20 protein-coding genes are annotated in these 25,436 nt (G+C 72.8%); 7 read left to right on the forward strand and 13 right to left on the reverse strand.

What is annotated here, in order from left to right; all coding sequences use genetic code 11:
* Nucleotides 1-148: 148 nt before the first annotated feature.
* Nucleotides 149-1,345, forward strand: coding sequence for a streptophobe family protein (locus JEK78_RS01165; protein WP_242483453.1), 1,197 nt, complete (start codon nt 149-151; stop codon nt 1,343-1,345).
* A 57-nt stretch (nt 1,346-1,402) separates the two neighbouring features.
* Here JEK78_RS01165 and JEK78_RS01170 read toward each other — a convergent pair whose 3' ends face one another.
* From JEK78_RS01170 to JEK78_RS01185, 4 genes are all read right to left on the reverse strand, one after another.
* On the reverse strand, nt 1,403-3,736 hold the full coding sequence (locus JEK78_RS01170) for an ATP-binding cassette domain-containing protein (RefSeq protein ID WP_200262223.1): 2,334 nt from the start codon (nt 3,734-3,736) through the stop codon (nt 1,403-1,405).
* Between the two features lie 130 nt (nt 3,737-3,866).
* A complete protein-coding gene (mgrA, locus tag JEK78_RS01175; protein ID WP_200262224.1) occupies nt 3,867-4,859 on the reverse strand; it encodes an L-glyceraldehyde 3-phosphate reductase in 993 nt (330 codons plus the stop codon).
* 228 nt (nt 4,860-5,087) lie between these two features.
* Nucleotides 5,088-6,170, reverse strand: a complete 1,083-nt coding sequence (locus tag JEK78_RS01180; protein ID WP_200262225.1) for an adenosine deaminase — start codon at nt 6,168-6,170, stop codon at nt 5,088-5,090.
* Nucleotides 6,171-6,208: 38 nt separating this feature from the next.
* Nucleotides 6,209-6,601 carry a VOC family protein gene (locus JEK78_RS01185; RefSeq protein ID WP_200262226.1) on the reverse strand — a complete coding sequence of 131 codons (393 nt, stop codon included), beginning with the start codon at nt 6,599-6,601 and terminating at the stop codon, nt 6,209-6,211.
* Between the two features lie 346 nt (nt 6,602-6,947).
* On the opposite strand from JEK78_RS01185, the gene JEK78_RS01190 reads away from it, so the two are divergent.
* The 3 genes from JEK78_RS01190 (at nt 6,948) to JEK78_RS01200 (ending at nt 10,516) form a co-directional block, all read left to right on the forward strand.
* On the forward strand, nt 6,948-7,388 hold the full coding sequence (locus JEK78_RS01190) for an SPW repeat protein (protein WP_200262227.1): 441 nt from the start codon (nt 6,948-6,950) through the stop codon (nt 7,386-7,388).
* 294 nt (nt 7,389-7,682) lie between these two features.
* Complete coding sequence (locus JEK78_RS01195) at nt 7,683-9,302, forward strand: alpha/beta hydrolase (protein WP_200262228.1); 1,620 nt, start codon at nt 7,683-7,685, stop codon at nt 9,300-9,302.
* 119 nt (nt 9,303-9,421) lie between these two features.
* Nucleotides 9,422-10,516, forward strand: a complete 1,095-nt coding sequence (locus JEK78_RS01200; protein ID WP_200262229.1) for a chemotaxis protein — start codon at nt 9,422-9,424, stop codon at nt 10,514-10,516.
* Between the two features lie 111 nt (nt 10,517-10,627).
* Here the strand turns inward: JEK78_RS01200 and JEK78_RS01205 are convergent, their stop codons facing one another.
* Complete coding sequence (locus JEK78_RS01205) at nt 10,628-12,115, reverse strand: hypothetical protein (RefSeq protein ID WP_200262230.1); 1,488 nt, start codon at nt 12,113-12,115, stop codon at nt 10,628-10,630.
* Between the two features lie 242 nt (nt 12,116-12,357).
* Between JEK78_RS01205 and JEK78_RS01210 the strand changes: the two genes are divergently transcribed.
* Nucleotides 12,358-13,488, forward strand: coding sequence for an aminoglycoside phosphotransferase family protein (locus JEK78_RS01210; RefSeq protein ID WP_200262231.1), 1,131 nt, complete (start codon nt 12,358-12,360; stop codon nt 13,486-13,488).
* Between the two features lie 148 nt (nt 13,489-13,636).
* Here JEK78_RS01210 and JEK78_RS01215 read toward each other — a convergent pair whose 3' ends face one another.
* The 6 genes from JEK78_RS01215 to JEK78_RS01240 form a co-directional block, all read right to left on the reverse strand.
* Nucleotides 13,637-14,134, reverse strand: a complete 498-nt coding sequence (locus JEK78_RS01215) for a hypothetical protein (RefSeq protein WP_200262232.1) — start codon at nt 14,132-14,134, stop codon at nt 13,637-13,639.
* 132 nt (nt 14,135-14,266) lie between these two features.
* A complete protein-coding gene (locus tag JEK78_RS01220; RefSeq protein ID WP_200262233.1) occupies nt 14,267-15,169 on the reverse strand; it encodes a universal stress protein in 903 nt (300 codons plus the stop codon).
* 243 nt (nt 15,170-15,412) lie between these two features.
* Complete coding sequence (locus tag JEK78_RS01225; RefSeq protein ID WP_200262234.1) at nt 15,413-16,579, reverse strand: thiolase domain-containing protein; 1,167 nt, start codon at nt 16,577-16,579, stop codon at nt 15,413-15,415.
* Nucleotides 16,576-17,643: a thiolase domain-containing protein gene (locus tag JEK78_RS01230; protein WP_200262235.1), complete on the reverse strand. Its 1,068-nt coding sequence runs from the start codon at nt 17,641-17,643 to the stop codon at nt 16,576-16,578. Before JEK78_RS01230 ends, JEK78_RS01225 begins: the two co-directional genes overlap by 4 nt.
* Nucleotides 17,640-18,590 carry an OB-fold domain-containing protein gene (locus JEK78_RS01235; RefSeq protein WP_200262236.1) on the reverse strand — a complete coding sequence of 317 codons (951 nt, stop codon included), beginning with the start codon at nt 18,588-18,590 and terminating at the stop codon, nt 17,640-17,642. Before JEK78_RS01235 ends, JEK78_RS01230 begins: the two co-directional genes overlap by 4 nt.
* Before the next feature lie 19 nt (nt 18,591-18,609).
* Entirely contained in the window at nt 18,610-19,410 is an 801-nt protein-coding gene (locus JEK78_RS01240; RefSeq protein WP_200262237.1) for a crotonase/enoyl-CoA hydratase family protein, read from the reverse strand.
* A 173-nt stretch (nt 19,411-19,583) separates the two neighbouring features.
* On the opposite strand from JEK78_RS01240, the gene JEK78_RS01245 reads away from it, so the two are divergent.
* A complete protein-coding gene (locus JEK78_RS01245; RefSeq protein ID WP_200262238.1) occupies nt 19,584-21,197 on the forward strand; it encodes an acyl-CoA synthetase in 1,614 nt (537 codons plus the stop codon).
* 623 nt (nt 21,198-21,820) lie between these two features.
* A complete protein-coding gene (locus JEK78_RS01250; protein WP_200262239.1) occupies nt 21,821-22,738 on the forward strand; it encodes a serine hydrolase in 918 nt (305 codons plus the stop codon).
* Nucleotides 22,739-22,755: 17 nt separating this feature from the next.
* On the opposite strand, the gene JEK78_RS01255 is transcribed toward JEK78_RS01250, so the two are convergent.
* Complete coding sequence (locus JEK78_RS01255) at nt 22,756-24,285, reverse strand: acyl-CoA synthetase (protein ID WP_200262240.1); 1,530 nt, start codon at nt 24,283-24,285, stop codon at nt 22,756-22,758.
* Complete coding sequence (locus JEK78_RS01260) at nt 24,282-25,394, reverse strand: nitronate monooxygenase (RefSeq protein WP_200262241.1); 1,113 nt, start codon at nt 25,392-25,394, stop codon at nt 24,282-24,284. The genes JEK78_RS01255 and JEK78_RS01260 overlap by 4 nt, the downstream gene beginning before the upstream one ends.
* Nucleotides 25,395-25,436: the final 42 nt, after the last annotated feature.

Below are 25,436 nucleotides of genomic sequence, written 5' to 3' on the forward strand. Positions count from 1 at the left end.
CGGACGGCCCTGTCGGCGGGCGGGGCGCGCCCGCCGTGCTTAGCGTGGCCCCGTGAGCCCACCGACCTCGCCGGCGACCGCCGCTCCGCGCTCCCCCGGCCGCGGCTGGCCACAAGCCGTCGGGGCGGTCCTCGCCGGGTTGTTGGCCATGGCCGTCGTCGCCGGCCTCGGCCTGTGGGCGGCCGGCGCGACGGACCTCCCCGACAACGCCTTTCCCCGGGTGGTCACGGCGACCATGGTGGCCTCCGTGGGCGGAGTGGTGAACGGATCGGGGGAGGCGGGCGGCCTGGTCGACACCGAGGCGTCCCTGACCGTGATCCCCCTCTCCGTCACGTTGACCGGAGCGCTGGTGATCGGCTGGGGTTTCCTGCGACCGCTGCGCCACCGGACCCGGGCCGAACCGGGCGTGGCGGCGGTGTGGGCGGCACGGCTCGGTGCTCTGTGGTTGATCGCGCTGATCGGCTTGTCCTTGGCCGCCCGACAGACCTTCGACGTGCCGTTGGAGGAGGCCGGGCCCGCCGACCTCGCCGACTTCTTCGGCATCGAGCCGACAGTGGGATTCGCGGCCGACGTCCCCCTGTCGGTGCTGTTCGGACTGCTGTGGCTCGCCGGGGTGCTGGTTCTCGCCCTGTTGGTCTCCCGCCGGGCACCTCTGCCGGCGTCCCTGGCGCGTCTGGAGACGACGGTGCGGCCCGTCGCCTACGCGATGGTGGCGCTTCTCCTTGCCTGCGTGGCCATCGGCGTGGTGATCGGGTTGGTCGTGGCGGGGACGCGGGGCCATCCGACGCGGACCCTCGCCGTGCTGCTCCTGGGATTGCCCAACGTGGTGTGGCCCGCGCTGACGATCGGCATGGGCGCTGCCTGGGACGGGCACGTGGACGGGCCCTTCGCGCTGCCGCTGCCGCACATCCTGGACGAGGCGCTGCGCGGTCCGGGTACCTCCACGCTCGACCTGGGCACGCTGGCGCAACAGGACGGCCGGGCCTGGTGGCTGCTGGTGGTCACCGCGGTGCTGCTGCCGGCGGCCGGGGCGGTCACGGCCGCCCGTACCCCGGGCCGGCCGTCGGCCTGGCGAAACGCCGTCCGCATGGCGGTGGCACTGTTCCTCACCGTACTGATGATCTGCTTGATGGGGCGGATCAGCGCCGACTACGGGTTGTCGGTGTGGGGCATCGGGGACCTGGAAGGAGCCCTGTCCGGGGACGTCTTCCTGAGCCCTCGGGTCTGGCGGGCGCTCGGCCTGGCCGTGGTGTGGGGGCTGGTGGCCGGCTTCGTGGGGGCGCTGCTCGTGCGGGCACGGCTGCGGCGGAGCCGCGACGGGATCGCCGAAGGCCGACCCGACTGACGGCGCCGGGATCACGGAACGGGGCGACGGGAGCCGAGGCGCCGCCGGCCGCCGAGGTCACCGCCGCATCACCTCGGGCTCGTGCCGGCGGAGCAGCCGGGACACGACGAAGGCGAAGACCGCGGACAGCGCGACGAGCATGCCGACGTCGAGCAGCCAGGTGCCGGCGGCGTGCTCGAACAGCGGGTCGGCGGTCCGCTCCCCCGGGGAGATGCTGCCCAGTCCGATGGTGCCGGCCATCGCCCCCAACGCCCACCGGGCGGGCACCAGCCAGGACAGTTGCTCCAGGCCGGGCACTCCGTCGAGTTTGAGCAGGGCACCGCAGAAGACCACCTGGACGATGGCCAGCAGGACCAGCAGCGGCATGGTCACCTCCTCCTTGCGCACCAGGGCGGAGACGAGGAGGCCGAGCGTCATCGCGCTGAAGGCCAACAGGGCGACCGCGATGGTGATCTCCAGAAGGGGCGGCAGCAGGACCCCCCGACCGTCCGGCGCGCTGAGATCGACGCCGAGAAGGGCGACCAGGGTGAGGACGACCGCCTGGACGACGGTGATGCCGCCCAGGACGATGATCTTCGACATCAGGTACGCCGATCTGGACAGGCCCACCGCCCGCTCTCGCTGGTAGATCACCCGCTCCTTCACCAGTTCCCGGACCGCGTTGGCCGCGCCGGTGAGCACGGCGCCGACGCAGAGGATCAGCAGCGCGTTGATGGCGGTCTGCTGGGTGAGCCGCTCGCCGGCGAGCGCGCGACCCATCGCGCCCATCACGAAGGGCAGCGCGATCATCACCGCGAGGAAGGTGCGGTCCGCCGCGAGCACGGAGGTGTAGCGGCGCACCAGAGTGCGTACCTGGCACAACCTGCTGTGCGGCCTGGGCGGTGGGTCGATCTCGACCGGGCCGGCGCGCGGGCGGTGCGGCTGTCCGTCCTCGTCGGCGACGTAGCGACGGTGCAGCGCCGACTTCGCGAACGTGCCCGCCCAGTCGCGTTCCCGGTCGGTCTCGAACGCCTCGAAGGCCTCCGGCCAGTGCGCGAAACCGAGGAACGGCAGGGCCCGGTCCGGAGGGCCGTAGTAGGCCACCCGGCCTCCGGGTGCGAGGACCAGCAACCGGTCGCAGACGTCCAGGTTGAGCACGCTGTGGGTGACGACGATGACGGTGTGTCCGTCGTCCGCCAGGCTCCGCAGCATGTGCATCACCGAGCGGTCCATGCCGGGGTCGAGGCCGGAGGTGGGCTCGTCGAGGAAGAGGAGGGACGGTTTGGTCAGCAGTTCCAGGGCGACGCTGACCCGCTTGCGCTGCCCTCCGGACAGGCTGTGCACGGGTTGCTCGGCACGTTGGTCCAGCCCCAGTTCGCGCATCACCTCATCGACCCGCGCCAGTCTCTCGGCCTTCGCCGTGTCCTGGGGGAAGCGGAGTTCCGCCGCGTAGGAGAGGGCGCCGCGGACGGTCAACTGCGTGTGCAGGATGTCGTCCTGCGGTACCAGCCCGATGCGCTGACGCAGTTCCGGGTAGTCGTGGTAGAGGTCCCGACCGTCGTACAACACGGTGCCCCGGTCGGCCGGTCGTTGACCGGTGAGGGCGTTCAGCAGGGTCGACTTCCCGGCCCCGCTGGGCCCGACGACGGCGAGCAGGCAGTCGACGCCCACGGGGAAGGAGACGCCGTCGATCAGTGTGGTGACGCCGCCGTCGACGGCGACCGTGAGGTCCTGCACGTCCAGGGAGATGTCGCCGGTGTCGACGTACTCCCTGAGCACCTCCCCGACCAGGCTGAAGTCCGAGTGCCCGATGCCGACGATGTCACCGGGCCCGACCAGCCCCGCGGCGACGCGGAGTCCGTTGAGATAGGTGCCGTTGTGACTGTCGAGGTCGAGGATCTCGAACGTGCCGTCGTCGAGCGCCCGGAGTTCCGCGTGGTGTCGCGAGACGGTCAGATCGTCGACGACGAGGTCGTTGTCGGCGGTGCGACCGATGCGCACGGTACGGCTGGGCAATGGTCGCACATGGGCGGGGCGCCGGTAGGTCGAGGTGAGCGCGGGCCTGGACACGGCGGCGAGAGGTGGCTGATCGGGGGGATCGGCCAAGGCGATCCGCGGCCCGTCGGCGGGGCTGCCCAGGCGCAGAACGCTTCCGGGGCCCACGTCCCCCACGTCGATCCGGCGCCCGTCGGCGTAGGTGCCGTGGGCGCTGTGCTGGTCCCGGACCGTCCAACGGTCCCCCTCGGCGCGCAACACGGCGTGATGCCAGGAGACCCTGTCGTCGTCGATGACGACGTCGCCCTTCGGATCACGCCCGACGCGGTAGTCACGACTCGGACTCAGCACGGTGGATCCGGTGTCGGTCTCGAGGACGAGTTCGGGCGCGGAAGGCGCGCCCGGTAGCTCAGCCATGGGGAGATTCTACCGATCCGCACCCCTGTGCGCCCCCGCGCTCTGGCCGACGACCCGGAGGTGGACCCGACAGCGCGGAGCGGACGGCCGCCCTCGCGCCGGCCGGAGGGGCGCGAGACCGCCCCTCCGTCTACGTCCCGAGGAGGGCGTCGATCCGGGCCAGTTCCTCGGCCTCGAAGTCGAGGTGGCGGACGGCCCTCACGCTGTCCTCAAGCTGGTCGGGACTGCTGGCGCCGACCAGGGCGGACGTCACGCGACCGCCGCGGAGCACCCAGGCCAGGGCCAACTGCGCAAGCGACTGTCCGCGCGACCGGGCGAGCTCGTCCAGCTCTCGCAGTCGCGGGACCAGATCGGTGGTGAGGGCCTCGGGCGTGAGGGAGGGACTGTCGCCGGCGGCTCGCGAGCCCGGTGAGACCCCGTGCAGGTAGCGGTCGGTGAGCAGCCCCTGCTCCAGCGGCGAGTAGGCCACGGAGCCGATCCGGAGTTCGTCGAGGGCGTCGAGCAGGCCCTCCCGCTCGGGGCGCCGGTCCAGCATCGAGTAGCGCGGCTGGTGGACCAGGAGGGGGGTGCCCAGGTCCGCGAGGATCCGGGCGGCCTCGCGGGTCCGCGCCGCGGAGTAGTTGGAGATCCCCACGTACAGCGCCTTGCCACTACGGACCGCCGAGTGCAGCGCGCCCATCGTCTCCTCCAGCGGAGTCTCCGGGTCGGGTCGGTGGGAGTAGAAGACGTCGACGTACTCCAGGCCCAGACGGCGCAGGCTCTGGTCGAGAGAGGCCAGCAGGTACTTCCGCGACCCGCCGTCGCCGTACGGGCCCGGCCACATCGGATGGCCCGCCTTGGTGGAGATCACCAGTTCGTCGCGGTACGCGGCGAAGTCCGTCCGTAGCGCGTCGCCCAGAACGGACTCGGCCGCCCCGGGCGGCGGGCCGTAGTTGTTGGCGAGATCGAAGTGGGTGACACCCAGGTCGAAGGCCCGGCGCAGGATGGCCCGCTGGGTCTCGGCGGGGCGGTCCGGGCCGAAGTTGTGCCACAGACCGAGGGAGAGCGCGGGGAGTCGCAGACCGCTGTGCCCGGCACGCCGGTAGGGCAGTCTCGTGTGTCGGTCGGGGTGGGCGGAGTACAACGCTGCTCCCTGGGAGTCACGAGCTGGACGGTGATCGGCGGCGACGCGGAGGCGGTCGCACCGCGCGGAACGGTCGGCAGGACCGGCCGGCGACGGCCCAGTGTGCCTCGTCCGGCGGGCGTGGGTCCACCGGTGATCGAATCGGATCGCGGACGGACCTCGCCCGCCGGAGCGAGGCGCGGCGCCCCCTCCGTGCTCTCGGACGGGAGGGGCGCCGGCGGGGCGGGCTCAGAGCACGGTGGCGTATCCCGGCAGGACGACGTCGCGGATGAGTGCGTTGCGCTCGTCGAAGGGGGCGAAGGCGCTCTTGAGCGCGTTGACGGTGACCGTCCGGAGGTCCTCCGCGGTCCAGCCCGCCTCGTCGACCAGGAGCGACATCTCGCGGGTCATCGTGGTGCCGGAGACCAGTCGGTTGTCCGTGTTGAGGGTGACCCGGAAGCCGAGATCCTTCAGAGCGGTGATCGGGTGCTCCGCCACGGAGGTCGCGGCGCCGGTCTGAAGGTTCGACGTGGGGCACATCTCCAGGGCGATCCGGCGGTCGCGGACCCAGCCGGCCAGCCGGCCGAGCTTGCCGGCGGTCAGGTCGGGAATGTCGTCCGTGATCCGCACGCCGTGGCCGATGCGTTGGGCCCCGCACACCTGGAGCGCCTGATGGATGCTGGGCAGGCCGTGGGCCTCCCCGGCGTGGATGGTGAAGGGCACGTTCGCCCGGCGCAGGTGCTCGAACGCGGCGAGGTGGTCGGCGGGGGGATAGCCGTCCTCGGCGCCCGCGATGTCGAAGCCGACAACGCCCGCGTCACGGAACGCCACCGCCAGATCGGCCGCCTCGCGGACGCGGTCGAACATCCGCATGCCGCACAGCAGGGTGCCGACCCGCACGGGCGTGCCCGCCGCCGCCGCCTTCGCCATGCCCGAGGCCAGTCCCTCCTGGACCGTCTCGACGACCTCGGCCAGGGTCAGCCCGCCCTTGAGCATCAGTTCGGGGGCATAGCGGACCTCTCCGTAGACGACGCCGTCGGCGGCGAGGTCCAGGACGTACTCCTCCGCGGTCCGCAGCAGGCCCTCACGGGTCTGCATCACGGCGAGAGTGTGCTCGAAGGTCGCTATGTAGCGGACGAGGTCTCCGGAGTTGGCTGCCTCGTAGAACCAGGCGGCGAGTTCGTCGGCGTCGGAGGTCGGCAGAGTGTGGCCGACGGCCGAGGCCAGTTCCACCACGGTGGCGGGGCGCAGGCCGCCGTCGAGGTGGTCGTGGAGCACGGCCTTGGGCAGGCGGCGCAGAGTCTCGGTGTCGATGCGGGCGTCGGTCGTCATCAGCGGGGCGTTCCTCGTGTGGGTCGGGTGGCGGAGGGTCAACGGGCGGGCTGGAGGAGATCCCAGCGGTTTCCGTACGGGTCCTGGAAGACGGCGACGACGCCGTAGGCCTCGTGGCGGGGCGCCTCCAGGAAGGTCACACCGGCGTCGGTCATCCGGGCGTGGTCGCGGGCGAAGTCCTCGGTGTGCAGGAAGAAGCCCACGCGCCCGCCCGTCTGGTCGCCGATCCGGGCACGCTGTCGCTCGTCGCCGGCGCGGGCGAGCAGCAGCGAGGTGCCGTTCGCCCGACCCTCGGGTCGCACGACGACCCAGCGGGACCCGTCCGGTCGGGGGGTGTCCTCGGCCAGCCTGAAGCCGAGGGCCTCCGTGTAGAAGCGGATGGCCGCGTCGTAGTCGTCCACGACGAGGGTGATCAGGGCGATATGGGACATCGATACCTTCCGGGACGGGTGGTTGACCGGAGAGGTTATACGTAAAACTTGCGCGATGCCAGTCCCGCCCCGTCCATGCCTCCCGCCTCGGCGTTCACCCGCCCCCGGCCCACGGGGCGGCGACCCCGCGCGACTCCCCCGGCGAGGCCGCGCAAGGATCGGCCGCGCCGCGCGTCGACACCCCCGCCTGTCCGGACGCACGGGGGCGATGGGTGAACCCTCACCCTGAACCTCAGCTTGAGCCCACTTCGAAATAAGGGGCGAATAAGCGCATACTGGTCATGTGCGGCCTTCGTCGCACGCGTCCTCAGGGCGGTGGGCCCTGCCTTTCCGAAGGAGACGACTCATGGCCAACGTCTCGCACTCCAAGGGAGATCTCTCCAACCATCCCGACGCCCGCGAGATGCGGGCGCGCTACGCCCGCATGGTTCGCGGGCGCGACGTGGCGTTCGTGGACGGGCCGGTGTTCCTGCTCGGCCTGTACTGCGCCGTGTCCCCCTGGATCCTCCACTACACGGCCAGTCAACCCGCGCTGGTCACCCACAACCTGATCATCGGTATCGCGATCGGGTTGATGGCCCTGGGCTTCACCAGGGCACCGGAGCGCATGTACGGCCTGAGCTGGGCCATGAGCGCGATCGGTGTGTGGATGATCATCTCGCCCTGGATCGTCGGCACGAGTCCGGACGCCGGGGTCGTGTGGAACAACGTCGTGATCGGAGCCTTGGCCGTACTGTTCGGCCTGGTCTGCGCCGCGACGGCGGCGAGAAGCACCCGGGAGACTTGACATCCTCTCCCCCCGAGGGGGTGGATGCCCGCCTACCGGTCCTTCGCTTCGTCACCGGACCGAGGCCCGGCGCACCGCGGACGGACACCGGTAGCGGCTCCGGGAAACGACCGGGCGAGCGGCCGGCCGCCCACAGGGCACGGCACGCTCGCCCGGTCACTCGTCTCCCGCCCTTCCCTGGCACCGCGCCGCCGGGGGTCCGTGAAGCTCCCGGAGGCAGGCATCCCGGGTGGCCCTTATGGTGGCGGGGCGCCGATCTCCCGTCCGGGACGGGGCGGCGCACTGGAGGCGTCGATGCGACTCAAGCCGCCGTTTCGGTCCACTCTCAGCCCTCTCCCCGTGACCGTCGCGCTCCTTTCGCTCCTCCTCGCGACCGGGCCTCCCTCGCTCGTCGCGGCTCATGGGAAGACCTCCGATCCGCCACCGGACCTCTCCCGCTTCTACGCGCAGGGGATCGACTGGGTCGAGTGCCGCAGCCCGGACATGCCGGACGACATGCGGTGCGGCACGGTCACCGTGCCCCTGGACTACGCCCGACCCGGTGCCGGGTCCCTGAAGCTCGCCCTGGCCCGACAGCGGGCGACCGGACCGTCGCGCGGGTCGCTGCTGCTGAACTTCGGCGGGCCCGGCGGCTCGGGTGTCAGCGCGCTCGCCGTCTCGTCGGACGCCTTCATGCACCTCACCAAGGGCTACGACGTGGTGAGTTTCGATCCCCGAGGCGTGGGACGGTCGTCGCCGGTGAGCTGCGGGCCCGCGTCCGCGCGGATTCTGGAGGCGACCGCCGGGGACGCCGAGCTGGACGATCCGGAGGACACGATGCGGCGGCTTCGGAGCGCCACCGCCGAGTGCGAGCGGCACTCCGGGCCCGTGCTGCCGCACGTCGGCACGGTGAACGCCGCGCGAGACCTCGACGTCATCCGTGCCGCCCTCGGCCACGACAAACTCGACTACCTCGGCTTCTCCTACGGGACCCGACTCGGCGCGGTATACGCCAAGCGGTTCCCCGACCGTGTGGGCCGGATGGTATTGGACGGGGTGGACACGCTCACGGAGTCACTCGCCGAACAGGGGCTGACCGGAGCCCGAGGGCAACAACGCGCCCTGGAGCACTTCCTCACCTGGTGTGTGCGGGAGGTCGGCTGCGCGTTCGGTCGGGACGCCCGGGAGGCGCGTCGGCAGGTGGTCCGCCTTGTCGAAGCCCTGGACGAGGACCCCCTGACGACCACCTTCGGCGGACGGTTCACCGGGCAGGACCTGGTCGGCGCCCTGGGACAGGCACTGTACGGCCGGGAGCTGTGGCCCCTGCTCTCGCGGGCCCTGGCCCACTTGATCGAGCGCGGCGACCCGAGCGCGCTGGAGGGCTTCGTCCCCGGCGGTGTCGCCCTGCCCGGTCGCGTCGACCCGGGGAACGACGGCGAGCTGACCGAGCCCGAGGAGATCCCCCGCGACAACCTGCCCGCCGCCCTGATGGCGATCAATTGCGCGGACGACCCCGACCGGCCGAGTGCCGAGCGGGTCGCGCGCTCCCTGGACGGACTCCGCGACCGATACCGGAAAGCGTCGCCCGTCTTCGGCCCGTACCGCCTGGCCCAGGTGCTGATGTGCCACGGCCGCCCTCGGGGGACCGACTACATCCGGGAAGAGGTCAAGGATCTGGACACCCCGCCGATGTTGTTGGTGGGCACCCGAGGCGATCCGGCGACACCCTACCGGTGGACCGTGCAGACGGCCCGACGCCTGGGTCCGTCCGCGGTGGTGCTGGACAACCGGGGCGAGGGTCACACCGGCTACTTCTCCTCCGAGTGCGTGCACAGGAAGGTCGACGACTTCCTGCTCTACGGCTCGCTGCCGCCCGACGGAAGCTCCTGCGGAACGCCAGAGGCGGCGGAGGACGGGTCCGGCGACGGCGCGTGAGCGGCGTCCGTCCCTCCCCGGGCCGGGCACACCGGCCCGGGGGCCCGTCGTCCGCGCCACGGACGCGACCGCGCGCTACTCCACATGCCTGACGGACCCATCGGACCTATCGTGCTGACATGGAGCACGACTTCACTCCCGCGGCCCTCACCGACCTGCGGCGCCCCCGCCCCTACCCGGCGGTGACCGTGCTGACGCCGACCCACCGGCGCGGACGCGACGCCACCCAGGACCGACTCCGACTGCGTCACGCGGTCTCCGAGGCCAAGAGACGGATAGCGACCGACCCCGCGGTCGACCGGGAGCGGCGCGTAGACGTGACGCGCCGGCTCGACCGGGCGCTGGCCGAGGTCGACCCCGCTCTCGCGGAGGACGGCCTGGCGCTCTTCGCCGCCCCCGGGGAGCACCATGTGTGGGCTCTGTCACGCACCGTGCCCGAGCGCGTGGTGGTGTCGGACACCTTCCTGACGCGCAACCTGGTGGCCGCGCACACCGCGGACCGGCCCTACTGGGTGTTGGCCGTCTCCGCGGCCCGGGTCAGCCTCTGGAGCGGCACGCCGGACCGGGTCGTCGAGGCACGCGTGGCGGGCTTCCCGGCGACCCGGCCCCGGGAGGACTTCGACCCCGAGCGGCGGGAACGCATCGGCGACGCGCCCAGCACCTTCCGGGAGGAGGGGACCCGCCGGTTCCTCCGGGAGGCGGACGCCGCGCTCGGCGGGGTGCTCCGACGCCATCCGCGTCCGCTGTACGTCACGGGCCCGCGAGCGGCGCTCGCGCAGCTCGACGGGGCGGGCGTCTCGGCCCGGGGCGCGGTCCACATACCGCACGGTGGGCTGGCCCAGGGGCCGGCGGAGGCGGTGTGGCAGGCGGTCCGCCCGCTGATCGCCGCCGAGGAATCGCGGTCCGCCGACGCCGTGGCGAGGGAGTTGGAGTCCGCGCGTGGGCGGAGGGACTTCGCGGCCGGCGTCGACGAACTCTGGCAGAGCGCGCGATCGGGCCGGGTCCGACTGCTGGCGGTGGAGGAGAACTACCGGGCCACGGTGGTCGACGCCGGCGACCACCTGGAGCCCGCCGAGGCGGACGACCCCGGTGTCCGTGAGGACATCGTGGACGAGATCGTGGAGCGGTGTTTCGACACGGGTGCCGACATCCGCTTCGTCCCCGACGGCACGCTCGGCGAGAACCACGGCATCGCCGGCGTGCTGCGGTACTGAGTCCCGGACACGGGTACCGGGCCGTGCGGCCGGCGCACGGCCTCCGCCCCGCGCACACGACCCGGCGCCCCTCCACCGGCCGCGGACGGGGACCGCCGGCGCGCGGTCGGGTCACGCGGTGGCGGTGCCCGTCGGCCCCCTGTCCTCGGGAAGGGCGAGCCTGATCTCGTCACGCAGTTCCCGAATCCTCGGGTAGTCGGCGTACTCGGCGGTGAGTCGGTACATCTGGCGAAGCCGGTCCCAGGTTCGGTGGGAGGAGTTGGAGCCCATCGACATCAGGGCCAAGCGGGCGTAGCGGTCGGCCTGTTCGGGGTCGTCGGCGATGAAGCAGGCCGAGGCCATGGAGAGGTGGTCGAAGATCTTCGACCGCTCGCGTCCGTCGACCCGCAGCGCCAGGGCCTTCTCCGCGTAGTGCCTGGCCTGCGTGGCGGCTGCCGGGTCGTGCTCGGCCAGGGTGCGGTAGGCGAGCGCCTGCATGCCGTACAGATCCTCGTCCTTGAAGGTCTGCATCCAGTCCGGCGGCTCGCCCTCGCCCCGGTCCGAGACGAACAGGTCCTCGGCCCGGCCCAGGGTGCGCCGCATGGCCTGGCCCTTGCCCATCGAGGCCTGGGCCCAGGCCTCGATGGTGTGGAACATCGCCTCGGTGCGCGGCAGCAGCACTCCCGATCCGGACACGGCGAGCTTCATCAGGTGCAGGGCGTCGTCGGGGCGTCCGAGGTGCACCATCTGGCGGGCCGCGCGGGAGAGAGCCTCCCCGGCGCGCGGTCGGTCCCCTCCCTCGCGGGCGGCGTGGGCGGCGATCAGGAAGTACTTCTGGGCCGTGGGTTCCAGGCCGACGTCGTGGGACATCCAACCCGCCAGGACGGCGAGGTTGGCCGCGACACCCCAGAGACGGCGCTGGAGATGGCCGGGGTGGTGGTAGGCGAGCATGCCGCCCACCTCGTTCAGCTGGCCCACCACCGCCTTGCGTTGGAGTCCGCCACCGCGGGCCGCGTCCCAGGCGCGGAACACCTCGACGGAGTGTTCCAGTTCCTCGATCTCCTGCGCCCCGACTGGCGCGGCCTCGTAGCGGTCGAACCCGACGTGGTCGGCCGCCTGCGCGGATCGGTGAGGGTGTGTGGTGTCGACGGCCCGAGTCGGATCGGCGTGGAGCCAGTCGTGCATGGCGTTGCTGAGTGCTGAGCCCGCGGCGAGCGCGGCGCCCGCGCCCACCAAGCCGCGTCGGTTGAGCATGAGGTCCATTCCCGTGAATTCGGTGAGGACCGCGGCGGTCCGCTCGGGCGCCCAAGGCACTCCGTCGGGATGCTCGTTGCCGGCTCCCCGCCGGTTTCCCGGGCGCCCGTGCCTGACCAGACCGAGATCCTCGATGGTCACGACACGGCCGAGACGCTCGGTGAACAGGGCCGCCAGCACCCTCGGCACCGGATCTCGCGGGATCTCTCCCATGTCGATCCACCGCCGTACCCGTGAGGTGTCGGTCGCCAGCTGGGGGTGGCCGATGGCCGCCGCCTGCCGGTTGACCATCCTCGCGAGCTCGCCCTTGGACCAGCCGGCCAGGCCGAACAGGTCCGCCAGGCGGGTGTTTGGTCGTCTGCTCACGTCAAGCCCCCAGGTTCTCGGCTGGGTTGACAGTAGCCCGGCCGTGGGGGGCCGGGGACTATTCGCCAGGGTTCGCCAGGGTTCGCCAGATGGTGTGCCACGGCGGGAGGGGTGTCGGGTAGGAACGCGCCACCCCGACCCGGTCGCCGCGGAGCATTCCCCAGGATGCGTCGGCGGGGACAGGGTCCGGGGCGCGCGCCGCACGTCACCACCGCAGGCACACGAAGGGATCCGCCCCGCCCATGTACGCAACCTCGTCCCCCGTGTCCGCCCCGTCCCGGTCGTCGCACGCCCGTCCGGCGGGCAGCGGTCCCTATCTCGCCCCGGCCCGTCCGGCCGCCCCGGTGATCGGGACGGGGCGCCCTCGGAACAACGGAGCCGTCCCCGGCGACCCCTCGCTCGGCGGCAGGATCGACCTGTCGGGGCCGCAGGGCGCCCAGGTACGCGCCGCGGTCGCCTCGGTGCAGCGTGTCTGCCCCGAGTTCACGCCGGTGCAGGTGTTGCGGCGCAGTGGGCGGTCCGTCCTGCTGGTCGGCACCACCGGGCGCGGCACGGCCGTCGCCAAGTGCTTATCGGACCACTCGCCCGCCTGGGCCGACCGGATCCGCCACGAGATAGCGGCCTACCGTTCGTTCGTCCGGCACCGGCCCCCGGTGCGCGTACCGAGGCTGATCGCGGCGGATCCGGAGGACTGCGCACTCGTCGTGGAACGCATGCCCGGCCGGGTGGCGGCCCTCCACCGGCATCCGGCGGAGGCACCGCCACGCCCGGACATCCGGACGGCGCTCGGCGCGATCTGCCGGCTGAACGCCTGGCGCCCCCCGGCGGGGACCTTCGGGGCGCCCCTCGACTACGCGGAGCGGATCTCCCGCGACCACGAACGGGGCCTGCTCACCGATCGGGACCTCGGCGATCTCCAGAAGCTGCTGCGCGGCATCGCGCGGGCGGGTGGTCGCCACGGCATGGGGCAGTTCTGCCACGGCGACGCCTTGCTGTCCAACATCCTGCTCTCCCCCGCGGGCCCGGTGCTGTTGGACTGGGAACACGCCGGTTGGTACCTCCCCGGCTACGACCTGGCCACGCTCTGGTCGGTGCTCGGGGACGCGCCCTTGGCGCGCCGTCAGATCAGCCAGATCGCACAGGCGTCCGGTCCCGCAGCCCGAGACGGGTTCCTGGTGAACCTGATGCTGGTGCTGACCAGGGAGATCCGGACGTACGAGATGGCGGTGCAGCGAGCCTCGCGGGAGTCGGTGGCTTCGGCGCCGCCCGGGGCGTTGCCCTCCGGAGAGGAACAGAGGTTGCTGCTGCGTCGGTTGCACGACGACTGCCAGACGGCCCGTAGCGCGGTACGGGCGGCGGTCGGCACCCGCTGACGTCGCGAGCGGCCAAGCGATCGCATCCACTGGCAGGGAGCCGGCGAGAAGGGACACCGATCGGTCCGGGTCTCCCCGCCCGTGCGACGCGGGGCCTTCCTCCCGGCCGCGCCTGGCCGGACCGCTCACGCCGGGGGCGTTTCGTCCCTCACACCTGCTGGAACAAGTCCGCGGGGAGCGGCTTCAACAGGGTGTACAGGTCGTCGGTGATGGGGCGGTCCCAGGCGGCGATGGTCACCAGCACGCCGTCGCTTCGGTCGAACTGCACGCAGGAGATCCGCCCCTCGGAGAGTTTGATCTTGCGGACGACCAGGAGGTTGTCCCCCTGCATCACGGGAACGTCCTCGGTGTCCACGACCGTGATCTCCTCGTCGTTCTCCAGCGCCGACAGAAGCTGGAACACCTCGAACGGAGGTTCCCCCTCGGACAGGTCCCGGGCGGGAGAGCCCTCCGGCAGGTTTCCGATGATCATCGCGGGGCCGCGCCCGCCGAAGAGGTCGTAGCGCAGGAAGACGCCCTGGCAGCTGCCGTCGGGGGCGGGGAGCAACCCGGCACCCAGGTTTCCGGGCCAGTCCCCCGGGTCCATGGCCAGGACATCGAAGTCGGGCCCGGCGGGGGTGGCACTGCGGCGGCGGAGGAACGACATGCCGCCATGGTACGTGGGCGAAGCGGCACGCCGGCGTGCGGGCGGCGCACTCACCGGCAGCCCTGCGGGGCGCATGCGCCCCCAAGACGCCGAGTGCGCCTCCCCGAACGAGTGAGCCTCGTCCCAGGGCTGTCACTCCTCCGCCGGCGCGAGCGGGACCACGGCGGCGGGGCAGGCCGCGTGCAGCACGACGGCCTGGGTGACCGAACCCATCATGCGAGCGGGTGCGAGGAACCGACGGCGGTGCCGCCCCACGACGACCAGGGCCGCCCCTCGCGACGCGGCGACCAGGTGCCCGGCCGCGCCCCCGGGGGCGGCGTGAACCTCGACACGGACGTCGGGACGGCCCGCGCGGTGGGAACTCAGAAAGCCGTCGACCAGGGCTCGCGTCTCGTCCTCGGCGACGGTCTCGTCGATCATGGGCGGGATCATCTGTCCCGGCGCCACCCAGGGCTGCACCGGTGCGGGATAGGCACTGACGACGTGCAGTGCCGCGCCCAGCATGTCGGCCTCGGCGAAGGCGAAGTCGAGGACGGCGTCGTCCGGGCCGTCCGTCGGCAGGCCGACGACCACCCTCGGCCCGGCGCCCGGGGAAGACTCCTCGGGCTCCTCCTCGGAGGGGCGGGGGACGACGACGACCGGGCAATCGGCGGCCCGCGCCGCGGCCAGCGAGGTGGACCCCAGCAGCAGACTGGCGAAACCCCCGCGCCCTCGGGACCCGAGCACCAGGAGGCCGGCCCCCGCCCCCAGCGCGGGCAGCACGGTCGAGGCGGGACCGTCCATGCCGACGTACTCGACGGCAAGGCCCCGCGACGATCGGGCCGACCGGTCGCGCGCCTCCTCCAGCACCGGGTCCGCGTAGGTCTCGGGCGGGGCGACGGCGAGGATCTCGGGACGTCCCCCGCCGGGGTACTGGCGCACGTGGACGACGCGCAGCGGGGCCGTGCGCCGACGGGCCGCATCGCGGGCCCAGTCGAGGGCGCGCAGACTGTCGTCCGAACCGTCCACCGCGGCGATGACCGGCAGGGTGCTCATGAGTTCCTCGCTTTCGGAAGGGACCGTTCCCTCACGGCACCAGCGTCGCCCAGACAGCGTCACGAGGGGGGCGCGGGGATCGCGTGTCCGGGAATCCGGCGCCGACAACGCCCGGTTCAGGCGAGGTCCTCCCGCCGCACCCGCACTACACGGCAGGGGCGACTCGGGCGAGCGCGCACGCCGGCCCTCGCGGCCGGCCGGGGACGCGGGCGAGCGCGCTCCGAGGCGTCGGCGGATCGTGCGTCAGCTCGTCGGGGGCCTGTCGCCGACCAGCCAGACGGCGAAGAACTGGGACCCGCCGCCGTAGGCGTGCCCCAGGACCCTCCTGGCCCCGTCGACCTGGTGCGCCCCGGCCAGCCCCCTCACCTGGAGGGCGGCCTCGGCGAACCGGATCAGGCCGGAGGCGCCGATGGGGTTGCTGGAGAGCACCCCGCCGGACATGTCGACCGGCAGTTCCCCCTCCAGGGCGGTGGCCCCCGACTCGACGAGTCGCCAGCCGTCCCCCGGATCGGCGAAGCCGAGGTTCTCCAACCACATCGGCTCGTACCAGGAGAAGGGGACGTACATCTCGACGGCGTCGATCTCGCGCCGTGGGTCCGTGATCCCCGCCTGCCGGTACACGTCCGCCGCGCAATCGCGTCCGGCCCTCGGCGAGACGAAGTCCTTGCCGGCGAAGAGGGTGGGCTCGCTGCGCATCGCGCCGCCGAGCAACCACGCGGGGCGCCGAGGCGACCGACGCGCGCCGAGGCGGTCGGTCAGGAGCAACGCGCAGGCGCCGTCGGAGGAGGGGCAGGTCTCCGAGTAGCGGATCGGGTCCCACAGCATGGGCGAGGCCCGCACCCGCTCCAGAGTGAGCCCGGGCTCGCGGATGTGGGCGAAGGGGTTGCGGAGGGCGTTGACCCTGTCCTTGTGGGCGACCAGGGTGCCCACGGTCGGCGGGGCCCCGCTGCGGCGGATGTAGGCGCGCACGTGGGGGGCGAAGAACCCGCCGGCTCCCGCCAGCAGGGGTTGTTGGAAGGGAACGGGCAGGGACAGTCCCCACATGGCGTTGGACTCCGACTGCTTTTCGAAGGCGACCGCGAGGACGGTGCGGTGCGCCCGCGCCGCCACGAGATCGGCGGCGACGAGAGCGGTGGAACCGCCGACCGACCCGGCCGTGTGGACCCGGGTCACGGGTTTGCCCACCGCGCCGAGGGCCTCGGCGAGGTACAGCTCGGGCATCATCACGCCCTCGAAGAAGTCCGGCGCCTTCCCGATGACGACCGCCTCGACGTCGGCCCAGGTCAGCTCTGCGTCGGCCAGGGCACGCCCGGCGGCCTCGCGGACGAGCCCGGCGATCGACACGTCCTGGCGGGCCGCGGCGTGCCGGGTCTGACCGATGCCGACCACGGCGACGGGCTCCTTGCTCATCGGAGGTCCCCCTCGACGACGGCGACCAGGTTCTGCTGAAGGCAGGGGCCGGACGTGGCGTGGGCGAGGGCGCGGTCGGACCGGCCGCGGTGGACCCGCGTGGCGGCCTCGCCGATCCTGATCAGCCCGGCCGCCATCAGAGGATGGGCGGCGAGGGCGCCCCCCGAGGGGTTCAGGAGGACGTCGTCGCCCAGCCGGAGGGCTCGTCTCAGCACGATCTCCTGGTGGGAGAAGGGGGCATGCAGCTCCGCCGTGTCCACGGGGCGGTCGAAGGCGCCGGCGCGTTCCGCCGCTAGTCGGGTGGACGGGGAGTCGGTGAGGTCGCGGAGCCCGAGGGCGTGGGCCTCGACACGGTGGTCCACCCCACGGATCCAGGCCGGCCGTTCGCACAGCTCGCGCGCCCGGTCGCCGGCGGCCAGGATCAACGCGGCGGCTCCGTCGCCGACGGGCGGACAGTCACCGGTGCGCAGTGGGCGGACGACATAGTCGCCCCGGGGCACGTCGCCGGAGAGCTGGGCGTGAGGGTTGGCGACGGCGGCGGCACGGTTGCGGGTCGCGACGGCGGCGAGCCCCCGCTCGTCGACCACGCCGGCGTCGATCAGGGCCCGTGCCTGGAGGGCCGCCAGGGAGACGGAGTCCGGCCAGAGCGGAGCGAGGTAGTACGGGTCGAGTTGGCGGGTCAGGATGTCGCGAGGCGATCCGGCGGAGGACTTGCCCCAGGCGTACACGAGCGCGGTGTCGGCGGCTCCGGTGATCAGCTTGATCCACGCCTCGTGGAACGCCCAGGCGCCGTCGGTCTCCACATGGGACTCGGCGATGGGCGGCCAGGCGCCGACTCCGTCGAGGGCGAGGGTGAAGGAGAAGGGTCTGCCGGCGAGATAGTCGCTGGAACCGGAGCAGGTGAACCCGATGTCCGCGGTGCGCAGTCCGGTGCGCGCCAGCACGGCGTGCAGCACGGGCATGAGCATCTCGACCTCGGAGACCTCCTCGGTGGCGCGTCGGTGCGGGGTCTGCGCGAAGGCGACGACGGCGACGTCCCGGGCGGGGCGCCGGGCCCCGGTCACCGGCGGTCCCGGTGGGGGTCGTGGTCGGCGTCGGGTTCGCCGGTGGGCCGGTAGTGGTCGGGGTGGAGGCTGCCCGGGGTCCACACCGGCTCGACGCGCATGCCCATGCGCACCCGGTCGTGGGGGACGCCGCCGACCCTGCCGTGCAGAGGGAGATCGGCGCCGTCCAGCGCGATGTGCGCGTAGACGTAGGGCACCTCGATGTCGGAGTTCGCCGTGTGCGTGGCCTTGATGTTGACGACGCAGAAGGTGGTGACCGTGCCACGCGGACCCACGTCGACCTGTTCGGCGGTGGCGATGCCGCAGGTGGGGCAGGCCCCGCGGGGCGGGACGTACACCTTGCGGCAGGAGGGACAGCGTTCCCCGACGACCCGCCGCTCGGCGAGGGCGGCTAGGTGGGCGCCCAGTGCCCGGCCGGGAGTGTAGGTGTAGTCGAGCCGGGCGGGCGCGAGGATGCCGGTCACGGGATCGGCGAACACCCCGCTGTGTCCCGTGGTCGGCGCGGGCGGCCCGTCGTGCGGTACGAAACAGGCGATGTCGGTGATGGCTCCGCGGCGTTCTACGGCCCAACGGACGCGGACGCGCAGGCCGGTGCGGACGGCCTCCGGTCCGGGCGCGTCCAGGGCGTGCAGCAGCCCGGTGTCGGCGCCGTCGAGGCGGACGAGCACCCAGGCGAAGGGTGTGGCGAGGGGCTGGCCCCGGCGGGGATCGGGGTTCCACGCCCAGGTGGTGACGGTGCCGGTGGGTGCGACCTCGACCAGGTCGCGGATCTCTTCGGCGGATTCGGGGTCGTACTCGGCGGGCGGCACCAGGACCCGTCCGTTCGCCGCGCGGGCGCCGAGCAGGACGCGGTCGCGCAGGCCCGTCAGGAAGGCGCTCTGGACGGGGCCGAGGGAGCGGGTGAAGGGGAACTCCACGGTGAGCGGGGCCTTGAGGATCTCGGGCATGCGGAACCCTCCTGGCGGGTCAGGCGCGCCGGTAGACGGGCGGGCGTTTCTCCGCGAACGCGAGGGCTCCCTCACGGGCGTCCGCCGAGGCCAGGACCGTGCGGCCCCGAGCCAACTCCATCGCGAGGGCGGCGGACTCGGTGAGCTCGGCGGCCTCGTAGACGGACGCCTTGACCGCCTCGACGGCGAGCGGCCCACAGGAGTTGATCCGCTCGGCGATCTCCATGGCCCGGTCGAGCGCGGTGCCGTCCGGCACGACGTGCCCGATCAGACCGATGGCGGCGGCCTCCCGAGCCGAGTAGGGGCGTCCGGTCAGCAGCATCTCCAGGGCGTGGGTCCGAGGGATCTGGCGTGGCAGCCTGACGGTCGAACCGCCCAACGGGAACAGTCCGCGCCGGACCTCGTACAGACCGAGGACCGAGGACTCCCCCGCGACCCGGATGTCGGTGCCCTGGAGGATCTCGGTACCGCCGGCGACGCAGACGCCCTCGACGGCGGCGACGACCGGTTTGCGCGGGCGGTGGTGGCGCAGAAGGGCCTTCCAGTACAGGTCCGGGTCGGCGGTGAGGCGTTCGCGGTGGTGATCCTCGGCCGGAACCCCGCCGGCGAGCGCCTTGAGGTCCATCCCGGAGCAGAAGTCGCCCCCGGCTCCGGTCAACACGACGGACCGGACGCCGTCGTCCGCGTCCGCCGCCAGCCATCCGTCGTGGAGACCGATCAGCATGGGCACGGACAGGGCGTTCTTCGCCTCCGGTCGGTCGAGTGTCAGGACCAAAGTGGCCCCCTCTCTCCGCACGGTGAGGTGTCGCGTCCCGCCCATCGGCGTCTCCCGTCCGTCGTGCGCCGGCCCGAACGACAACAGGGTGCAGGAGTCCCGGTCGGGGTTCAAGAGTTTGCTGACAGGTAGTCAGATTTCTGGTGGTCGACTCTTCCCTCTTGCGCCGCCGTTTGCTCAGATGGCCCCGACCGGGATCGGCCGAGGAGGGAGGAACGGTGGAGTACAACCTTGCCGACCTGTTCGAGTCGGTCGCCGACGTCGTGCCGGACCGCGAGGCCCTGGTGTACGCCGACCGACCGGGCACGGGCACCGAGCGGCGACTCACCTATGCCGAGCTCGACCGGGCGGCGGACCGCCTGGGACACCACCTCCTCGACAGCGGGGTACGCCCGGGGGAACACGTCGGGCTCCAGCTCCACAACGGGGTGGAATACCTGCAGAGCCTGCTGGGCTGCCTCAAGGCCCGGATCGTGCCGGTCAACGTCAACTACCGATATGTGGAGGACGAGCTGGCCCACCTGTACCGCGACGCGGATCTCGCCGCCCTCGTCTTCGACGGGGAGTTCGCGGGCCGGGTGGCGGGCGCGGCGGCGCGAGCGTCACGCCCGCGGCACCTGATCCGCGTCGGGGCGCCCCCGTCGGGCGAGGACGGCCCATCCGCGGTCGCCTTCGAGCGGGCCGAGGCGGGGGCCGGCACCGATCGCGGGTTCGCGCCGCGCACGGGCGACGACCCGTTCATCGTGTACACCGGCGGCACCACCGGGATGCCGAAGGGCGTGGTGTGGCGGCAGGAGGACCTGTTCTTCGCCGGGCTCGGCGGCGGCGCGCCCACCGGGACGCCCGTGGCGCGGCCCGAGGAGGTCGCGGAACGCGTCGCGGCGGGCGCGCCGGGACTGACGTTCCTCCCGGCCGCGCCGCTGATGCACGGGACGTCGACGCTGACCGTCTTCGTCGCCTTCCACCTCGGGCAGCGGGTCGTGCTACGACCCCGCTTCTCGGCCGGGGAGACCTGGCGGGCGGTCGAGAGGGAGCGGGTCACCAGCGTCTCCCTGGTGGGCGACGCGATGCTGCGTCCCCTCCTGGACGAACTGGAGGGCGGGTCGCGGGGAGTCGACACCTCGACGCTGCTCGGCGTCTCGTCCTCGGGGGCGATCCTCTCCGAGACCGTGCGGCGGCAGTTCGGGAGGCTGCTCCCCCACGTGTCGCTGCTGAACAACTTCGGGTCGTCCGAATCGGGTTTCAACGGCACGGCGATCGAGGGCACCGGGGCCGACTTCCGGATCCGGGTCAACGCCCGTACCCACGTCCTGGACCCGGTGACCCGACAGCCGGTGGTGCCGGGCGCCGTCGGCCGGATCGCCCAGCGAGGACACGTGCCGGTCGGCTACTACAACGACCCGGCGAAGACCGCGGAGACCTGTTTCGAGCGGGACGGCGAACGGTGGGTCCTGCTGGGCGACCTCGCCACGGTGGACGACGAGGGGGTGGTGACCGTCCTCGGCCGAGGGTCCCAGTGCATCAACACCGGCGGCGAGAAGGTCTTCCCGGAGGAGGTCGAACAGACGCTCAAGGCCCACCCGGACGTGTACGACACACTGGTCGTCGGCGTCCCCGACCCCCGGTGGGGCCATCGCGTGGCGGCGGTCGTGCAACTGCGCGAGGGCGCCGCCCCGCTCTCCCTGGCGGAGGCGCAGCGGCACTGCCGAACCCGACTCGCCGGGTACAAGGTCCCCCGGCTCTTGGTCGTCACCGGTGTCGTCCGACGCTCGCCCAGCGGCAAGGCGGACTACCGGTGGGCACGTGAGACCGCGGTGGCCGCGGAGGAGTGAACGACTCCTCCGTGCCGCCGAGTAGCGCCCCGGCGTGTGGGAGCGGGTGCTCCAGGCGGCCGACCTCCTCTACACGCCGATCCTGGGGATTCTCTTCGCCGTCACGCCCCGCCCTCGTCCGGACGACGACGCCCGCACCCGCCCTGTCGACCACGCGATCGGCGGTACGCCGCTTGCCGGAGCCGTTCTGTTGATCAGCGTTCAGCGGGCCCGGATGGCCGGACCCAGGCCCCCGGACCGGACGCGCGTCTCGTGTTCGCCATCCTGGCGCCTCCGCTCGTCGCCCGCGGCGCGCGGCTGGAACGCCGGCGCGAGAACTCCCCTCCTCGGGATGGATCGCCCGCCGCGACGTGGCGATCGGCCTGCCGGGAAGGAGAGGCGCAACTGCGACGGCCGGCTGCTCGACCGGCGCCGTACCGACATGCCGTTTCCGGCCGGTCGCGGTGGTCCTCGACGAGGATTCTCGACAGGCCGCGTCGACGAACGCCGGCGGCGACGCCGGTCGTGCTTCGGCATGACGTCACGCCCGCGCCCGGGCCCGGATCGCGCGCGCCACCCGGTTCACAGCTTCACCAAGGCGGTTCACAGCGGATCCGCAGCCTGGCTGACTACGTTTCGCGGCCATGGCACGGCATCGAGCACCGGCACGCTCCCACGCGCGCAGTACCCTGGCCGCGACCCTCACCGTGGTTCTGATCATCGTCGCGGCGGCGGTCGTGGCCACGCGCCGGGCGTGGCCGGAGGAGGCACGGGTGGGCACGGAGGAGACGGTCGGCCGCAGCCAACCGGCCTCGGCGACCCCCACGCCCTCCGGCCCCACCCCGGACGAGCGGTTGGCCGAGGCGCTCTCGTCGGTGACCTCGGACGCCCCGGGTCGTGTGGCGGTGTCGGCCGTGGACGTCGAGACGGGTGAGGGCGCCGCTGTCGGCGACGAGGTGGTGTTCGCGACCGCGAGCATCGTCAAGGTGGACATTCTGGCGGCGTTGTTGTTGCGGGCCCAGGACGACGGGCGGTCTCTGACGCCGCAGGAGGAACAGTGGGCCCAGGACATGATCCGCTCCAGCGACAACGCGGCGGCGAGCGCGCTGTGGGACGTGATCGGCGGCGCCGAGGGGCTGACGGCGGCGAACGAGCGGTTCGGGCTCACCCGGACCACGGCCGGTGCCGAGGGGTTGTGGGGACTGACCGAGACCACCGTCGAGGATCGTCTGCTCCTGCTGCGGGTCGTCCTGACCGACTCGTCCGAGCTGAACGCGTCCTCGCGTGCCTACGCGCGGGAGCTGATGGGCACCGTGGTGGACGGGCAGGACTGGGGGGTCTCGGCTGCCTGCGACGAGGCGGGCGAGGCGCTGCTGAAGAACGGCTGGCTGCCTAGGACCGAGACGGGACTCTGGGTCGTCAACAGCTTCGGCCTGGTGGAGCGGGACGGCCGTCGGTTGCTCGTGGCCGTCCTCAGCGACGGACAACCCGACCAGGAGGTCGGCATCGACCTCGTCGAGACCGTCGCCGAGCGGGCGGCTTCCGTGGTCGTGGCGCTCTGAGGCGCAGTGGCCGGCGGTCACCCCGGGCGGAAGCGCTCGCGCAACCGGCGCTTGTACAGCTTGCCGTTGGGGTCGCGGGGCAGCCGCGCCACGAACTCGACCGCTCGGGGCCTCTTGTAGCCGGCGAGGCGGGCGGCGCAGTGCCGGAGGATGTCCTCGGCCAGTGCCGGGTCGGCCGCGTGTCCCTCCTCGGGTTCCACGAAGGCTCGGACCTCCTCTCCCCGATCCTCGTCGGGGGCGCCGACGACGGCGGCGTCGGCGACGGCCGGATGCGCGAGCAACACGGCCTCGATCTCGGCCGGGTAGACGTTGACCCCGCCCGAGATGATCAGATCGATCTTGCGGTCACGCAGGAAGAGGTACCCCTCCTCGTCGAGGTACCCGAGGTCGCCGACCGTGAAGTAGTCGCCGACCCGGCCGTCGCGGGTCTTCTCCGCGTCCTTGTGGTAGGCGAAACCGCCGGTGGTCATCCTCATGTAAACGGTGCCCACGCGTCCCGGGGGGAGCGGCTCGCCCTCGTCGTCGAGGACGGCGATCTCGCTGATCGGCCAGGCCCGCCCCACGGTGCCGGGCTTCCTCAGCCAGTCGCGCGCCGTGGCGAAGGTCCCGCCGCCCTCGCTGGCGGCGTAGTACTCCTCCACACACGGACCCCACCAGTCGATCATAGCCCGTTTCACGTGTTCCGGGCAGGGGGCGGCGCCGTGGACGGCGTGCCGCATGGAGGACAGGTCGTGACGTTCCTTGACCTCGTCGGGCAGAGCCAGGAGGCGGTGGAACTGGGTGGGGACCATGTGGGTGTGGGTGCAGCGGTACCGCTCCACGAGACGGAGCGTCTCCCGCGGGGTCCACTTGTCCATCACCACCACACGGTGCCCCAGGTGCAGCGAGGCCGCGGCGAACTGCAGCACCGCCGTGTGGTAGAGCGGCGAGCAGACGAGGTGGACGTTGTCCTCGTGGGGGCGGATGCCGAAGATGCCGAGGAATCCCCCCAGGTGGGTGTCCTCGGGCACCGCGCCCGGCAGCGGGCGGCGGACGCCTCGGGGACGGCCGGTGGTCCCGGAGGTGTAGTTCATCACCCAACCCAGGGTGCGGTCCGGCGGCGGGGCGTCGGACCGCCCGGCCCCCAGGTCGCCGTAGGGGCGAAACCCCTCGGCCTCGCCGCCGACGAGGTGGCGGCGCGCCGGGGGAAGCCCCGCGGCGTCGGCCGCCTCCCGCGCGGTGTCGGCGTACCGCGCGTGGGCGACGAGGAGCCCGGCTCCGGAGTCGGCCAGGATCCAGGCGACCTCCGCGCCCACGAGGTGGTGGTTGATCGGGACGAGATACAGCCCGGCCTGGGTGGCGGCCAGGTGCGCGGTGAGGAACTCGACCCCGTTGGGCAGGATCACTGCGAAGGCGTCGCCGCGACGCACTCCGGCGGCCCGCAGGCCGCCCACCAGACGGTTGGCCTCCGCGTGCAGGCGACCGGCCGTCACCTCGGTGCCGTCGGGCGCGACGAGTACGACACGCCCCGGGTCCTCGGTCGCCTGAGCCCAGAATCCCACCGTCACGAGGGCTCACCCCTTCCCGCCGCGCGGTCGACGCGTGCCACCGCCCGCTCGAAGCCCCGGGTGAGGTCGTCGAAGACGGCCCGGACGCTCCGCTCCTCGGTCATGCGACCGACGATCTGCCCGACGGGCGTGCCAAGCAGGGCGTCGACCTCGTATCGCTGGACGCGTGAGACGGCGTCGGCGACGAGCAGCCCCTGCAGGGGCATCGGCAGCGTGCCGGGCCCACCCGGGTCGTCCCACGCCTCGGTCCACGCGGTCCGTAGCTGGCGAGCCGGTTTGCCGGTGAGCGCGCGGGAGCGGACGGTGTCCCCGGAGCCCGCCGCGAGGAGCTTGCGAGTGAGTGCGGGCGAACCGAGGGTGGCCTCCGTTGTCGTGAGCCACAGCGAACCGAGCCACACCCCTTGGGCGCCCAGCGCCAGGGCGGCGGCGATCTGTTCGCCCCCGCCGACTCCGCCGGCGGTGAGGACGGGCAGCGGGGCGACCGCCTCGACCACCTCCGGGGTGAGCACCATGGAGGCGATCTCGCCGGTGTGTCCGCCCGCCTCGTAGCCTTGGGCGACCACGATGTCGATGCCCGCGTCGCGGTGCTTGCGGGCGTGCCGGGCGCTCCCGGCGAGTGCCGCGACGCGCACGCCGCGCTCGTGGGCGCGGGAGACGACGTCCGGGGGCGGGGCTCCCAGGGCGTTGGCGAGGAGGCGGACGGGGTAGTCGAAGGCGACGTCCACGTGGCCCCGGGCCACGTGCTCCATCCAGCCGGTGATCCGCCACCCGGGGGCCTGACCCGGGGGTGCCTCGGGCACGTCGTGGCGGGCCAACAGGTCCTCGACGAAGCGCCGATGCCGCTCCGGGATCATGGCTTCCACCTCCGCCTCGGTCACCCCCTCGACGCGGGCGGCCGGCATCACGACGTCCAGTCCGTAGGGGGCACCCCCGGTGTGCGCGTCGATCCAGTCCAGGGCGCGTCGGAGCTCGTCCTGACGGGTGTAGCGGACCGCACCGAGCACTCCGAGGCCACCCGCGCGGCTGATGGCGGCGGCGACGGCCGGGAAGGGCGTGAACCCGAGGACGGCGTGCCGGATTCCGAGTGTGTCGCTCAGTTCCGTCTGCATGGCGGCAGGATGCCGCAGCCCACCGGACGACGGAAGACCGAT

The sequence above is a fragment of the Streptomyces sp. HSG2 genome (assembly GCF_016598575.1).
GTDB lineage: Bacteria > Actinomycetota > Actinomycetes > Streptomycetales > Streptomycetaceae > Streptomyces.

What these genes read in the sequence shown, in the direction of transcription:
- JEK78_RS01165 (WP_242483453.1), top strand. Translation starts at nt 149, where the DNA reads ATGGCCGTCGTCGCCGGCCTCGGCCTGTGGGCGGCCGGCGCGACGGAC.
- JEK78_RS01170 (WP_200262223.1), bottom strand. Translation starts at nt 3,736, where the DNA reads ATGGCTGAGCTACCGGGCGCGCCTTCCGCGCCCGAACTCGTCCTCGAG.
- JEK78_RS01180 (WP_200262225.1), bottom strand. Translation starts at nt 6,170, where the DNA reads ATGACGACCGACGCCCGCATCGACACCGAGACTCTGCGCCGCCTGCCC.
- JEK78_RS01185 (WP_200262226.1), bottom strand. Translation starts at nt 6,601, where the DNA reads ATGTCCCATATCGCCCTGATCACCCTCGTCGTGGACGACTACGACGCG.
- JEK78_RS01190 (WP_200262227.1), top strand. Translation starts at nt 6,948, where the DNA reads ATGGCCAACGTCTCGCACTCCAAGGGAGATCTCTCCAACCATCCCGAC.
- JEK78_RS01195 (WP_200262228.1), top strand. Translation starts at nt 7,683, where the DNA reads ATGCGACTCAAGCCGCCGTTTCGGTCCACTCTCAGCCCTCTCCCCGTG.
- JEK78_RS01200 (WP_200262229.1), top strand. Translation starts at nt 9,422, where the DNA reads ATGGAGCACGACTTCACTCCCGCGGCCCTCACCGACCTGCGGCGCCCC.
- JEK78_RS01210 (WP_200262231.1), top strand. Translation starts at nt 12,358, where the DNA reads ATGTACGCAACCTCGTCCCCCGTGTCCGCCCCGTCCCGGTCGTCGCAC.
- JEK78_RS01215 (WP_200262232.1), bottom strand. Translation starts at nt 14,134, where the DNA reads ATGTCGTTCCTCCGCCGCCGCAGTGCCACCCCCGCCGGGCCCGACTTC.
- JEK78_RS01220 (WP_200262233.1), bottom strand. Translation starts at nt 15,169, where the DNA reads ATGAGCACCCTGCCGGTCATCGCCGCGGTGGACGGTTCGGACGACAGT.
- JEK78_RS01225 (WP_200262234.1), bottom strand. Translation starts at nt 16,579, where the DNA reads ATGAGCAAGGAGCCCGTCGCCGTGGTCGGCATCGGTCAGACCCGGCAC.
- JEK78_RS01235 (WP_200262236.1), bottom strand. Translation starts at nt 18,590, where the DNA reads ATGCCCGAGATCCTCAAGGCCCCGCTCACCGTGGAGTTCCCCTTCACC.
- JEK78_RS01240 (WP_200262237.1), bottom strand. Translation starts at nt 19,410, where the DNA reads ATGGGCGGGACGCGACACCTCACCGTGCGGAGAGAGGGGGCCACTTTG.
- JEK78_RS01250 (WP_200262239.1), top strand. Translation starts at nt 21,821, where the DNA reads ATGGCACGGCATCGAGCACCGGCACGCTCCCACGCGCGCAGTACCCTG.
- JEK78_RS01260 (WP_200262241.1), bottom strand. Translation starts at nt 25,394, where the DNA reads ATGCAGACGGAACTGAGCGACACACTCGGAATCCGGCACGCCGTCCTC.